At 73.1% G+C, this 1,037-nt stretch carries 1 protein-coding gene; it reads right to left on the bottom strand.

Annotated features, from left to right (window positions below; translation table 11 throughout):
• Positions 1-95 precede the first annotated feature (95 nt).
• Positions 96-1,037, bottom strand: a 942-nt coding sequence (locus tag GTW43_RS16645) for a cytochrome b N-terminal domain-containing protein (protein WP_202501527.1), incomplete at its 5' end; no start/stop codon positions are given.

Genomic DNA, 1,037 nt, shown 5'->3' with positions numbered 1-1,037 from the left:
GACTTCGGCGGGGGAGGCGACTTCGGCGGGGGCTTCTGACCGCCGCCGCCTCGCCCGACGGCCGCCGGGCGAGGCGGGGCCGGGCGCCCCGGCGTTCAGCGCCGCGTCGGCAGGTCGTCCGGTGCGTGCGCGGGCGTCTCGGTGCCCGCCTTCGGCACCTGGGTGCCCTCCCCGAACATCCAGCGCGACAGCGCGACCCGCAGCCGCACCGTCCGGCCCACCCGGCGCCGCACCCCGTGCCCGTCCTGCGTCGCGGGCGGTGCGAGTGCCTTGGGCTGTTCGTGCGCGGTCAGGCGGAAGCGCTCGCCCTGGGGGAGCGGTTCGTGGATCTCGACGTACTCGCCGTGCGGCAGCCGCCTGATCCGGCCGGTCTCCCTGCCGTGCTCGACCTTGTCGCGGTCGCGGCGCTGGAGCCCCAGGCAGATCCGCTTGGTGACGACGAACGCGAGCACCGGCCCCGCGATCAGCGCGATCCGGGCGAACCACGTGATCGCGTTCACCGAGAGGTGGAAGTGCGTGGCCCACAGGTCGTTGCCGCCGGCCGCGAGCGCCACCAGGAACCCGGTCAGCCAGGCGACGCCGAGCCCGGTGCGGACCGGCCGGTTCCGCGGCCGGTCCAGGAGGTGGCGCTCCCGCCTGTCGCCGGTGATCCACGCCTCGACGAACGGATACACGCCGATCAGGATCAGCCACAGCGGGAACGCGACGAGCGGGATCAGGATGCCGAGGTTCAGGGTGTGGCCCCCGGCCGCGATCTCCCAGCCGGGCATCACCCGCACCAGCCCCTCGGCGAAGCCCAGGTACCAGTCCGGCTGCGCGCCCGTCGAGACCTGGTCGGGCCGGTACGGGCCGTAGACCCACACCGGGTTGACCGTCGCGATGGCCGCGATCACGGTCACCACCCCGAACACGAGGAAGAAGAACCCGCCGGCCTTCGCGACGTACACCGGGAAGAACGGCTGGCCCACCACGTTCTTCTCGGTCTTTCCGGGCCCCGCGAACTGGGTGTGCTTGTGGTAGAAGACCAGGATCAGGTG

This window comes from Streptomyces sp. SID5785 (assembly GCF_009870065.1).
In the GTDB taxonomy this organism is placed as follows: Bacteria; Actinomycetota; Actinomycetes; order Streptomycetales; family Streptomycetaceae; genus Streptomyces.
This window is presented reverse-complemented; position numbering and strand designations above follow the sequence as displayed.